A 2,086-nucleotide genomic window follows, 5' to 3' on the forward strand; every position below is an offset into this window, starting at 1 on the left:
GAGAAATACCTTTATCTTTTAAAATTTCATAAATTGTTTTAGAAGTTGTATCTTCCATGGAATATCCTAGATCTATTAAAATTTCATTAAGTTTTTCTTCAGATGAAGTTTCTATTTCTATGTATGGAAATGGACAAAATGATGGATCATTAATATCTATTTCTATTAATGAATCTTTATATTTATAGCTTTCTCTATACTTTTTTATAGTTTCAAATAATTCTAAGCCTAAAGATTTAAAGATATTTTTGCCCATAGCTCCATCTTTTATTATTGTTTCATTTTCTTCCATTACTTTAAACTTATCTTGGCTAAGCATCTTTTTTGTAGTCATAAAATAAACTGTTTTATTGTTTATAAGATCTTCAACAGTTCTTATTCTTGCATAACCTTTTTTATCTAATAATTTTCTATTTGGAAAATCAAAAATATCATTTATTTGATTTTCACGCTTTACATTTTTTGCTCCAAGCTTAATTAAAGTTTCTCTTAGTGCTTCAATATCTATATCTATAATACGTGTTTCAAGTTCTTTCATAATTAAACTACCTCCAAATTCTTTATAATACTATTATAAACAAATTGTTAAAGAGAGAAAAGAATAGTATGATGATTTTTCTTTTATACTTTGATAAAATATAATATGTGTCAAATTTAAGAAGAGTGGGAGGATAAAGATGGAATACGTAAATGATATAAATATAATAGAAGCTGTTATACATATATTAGATAGTAACAGTGATGAACCTATATTAAATGAGTATAAATTAGAGTTAACAGATGAAATTTATAAGTTTATATATAAGCATGTAGAGAAGGGATTAAAAAGTGAAGATTTAAAGTATGCTATTTTTAATCCAGAAAGACATGTGGTTAAGGAAGTTTCTCAAGGTTTTTTAAATGGAGTTAATAGCGATATAGTTGAAGTTTCACAAGAACTAGCAAGGCAGATGTTTTATATTATTAAGGCAAATAGCAACATTCCAAGCTGTGATTTGCTTACAGTATCAATATCTACAGATCAAGGGCCTATGCTTGGTGTTTTAAAAATGGATTACATAAAAAACTTCACTCATAAAGTTGATTTTGTTGAGGATAAAATAGGAATAGGAATAATAGAACAGGTAGCAGGACTTCCAGCATCAGGACAAAAAGTTCAAAAATGTGCATTTATAAAACCTATAAGAGAAGATCAAAAAGTTAATCTTATGGTAATAGATAAGAAAAAGAAATCTTCAGAAGAGGATAATTATGATTCAAATTACTTTTTAGATAACTATTTAGGATGTACAGTTTTTCAAAATGAAAGAGATATGACAAAAACTTTTGTAAAGGCCACAGAAGTATGGACTAGAAATAATATAATTGAAGATGCGGAAAAGGCTGAATGTATAAGAAGCAAAATAAAGAATAAGCTTAAAGAAGAGGAAATTATAAATATAGAAGAATTATCACGTGAATTATTTAATGAAAAAGAGCCTATATTAAAGGATGATTTTACAACTTTTGTAAGAGGTCATGGCTTAGATAATGATGTTGAAGTTGATAAACTTTGGATTGAAAAAAAGATGAAAAGAACTAGACTTAAAATAGATAAGGAAATAGACTTATATATTGATGATGAAGCTTATCATGATCATTCTAAATTTGAAATTGTTAGAAATGGTGATGGAAGCATAAATATGGTTATAAAAAATATTAAAAATTATATAGAAAAATAAAAAAGAGATTAGATTTTCTAATCTCTTTTTTATTTAAAATTATTAAGCTCTGTTTACTGAACCGAATAATTCCATTTTTTCTTTAACTGTAGCTTTTATAGCTTCAAATCCTGGAGCTAAAACTTTACGAGGGTCAAAACCTTTACCTTGTAAGTCTTTTCCATCTTCTATATATTTACGAGTAGCAGCAGCAAAAGCTAATTGACACTCAGTATTAACGTTTATTTTAGATACCCCTAAAGATATAGCTTTTTGTATCATTTCAGCAGGTATACCAGTTCCACCATGTAAAACTAATGGCATATCACCTGTAGCTTTATTTATAGCTTCTAGAGCATCAAAGTTTAACCCTGCCCAATTTTTTG

At 26.7% G+C, this 2,086-nt stretch carries 3 protein-coding genes; 1 reads left to right on the top strand and 2 read right to left on the bottom strand.

The window, feature by feature from the left end; genetic code table 11:
- Positions 1 to 538, bottom strand: a 538-nt coding sequence (locus Q1J60_RS12990; protein ID WP_300376079.1) for a class IV adenylate cyclase, incomplete at its 3' end; no start/stop codon positions are given.
- A 139-nt stretch (positions 539 to 677) separates the two neighbouring features.
- Here Q1J60_RS12990 and Q1J60_RS12995 point away from each other — a divergent pair.
- Complete coding sequence (locus tag Q1J60_RS12995) at positions 678 to 1,721, top strand: nucleoid-associated protein (RefSeq protein WP_300376082.1); 1,044 nt, start codon at positions 678 to 680, stop codon at positions 1,719 to 1,721.
- Between the two features lie 42 nt (positions 1,722 to 1,763).
- Here Q1J60_RS12995 and Q1J60_RS13000 read toward each other — a convergent pair.
- A partial coding sequence (locus tag Q1J60_RS13000) for a class II fructose-bisphosphate aldolase (protein WP_300376085.1) occupies positions 1,764 to 2,086 on the bottom strand: 323 nt, incomplete at its 5' end.

Source organism: Clostridium sp. (assembly GCF_029258205.1).
GTDB lineage: Bacteria > Bacillota > Clostridia > Clostridiales > Clostridiaceae > Sarcina.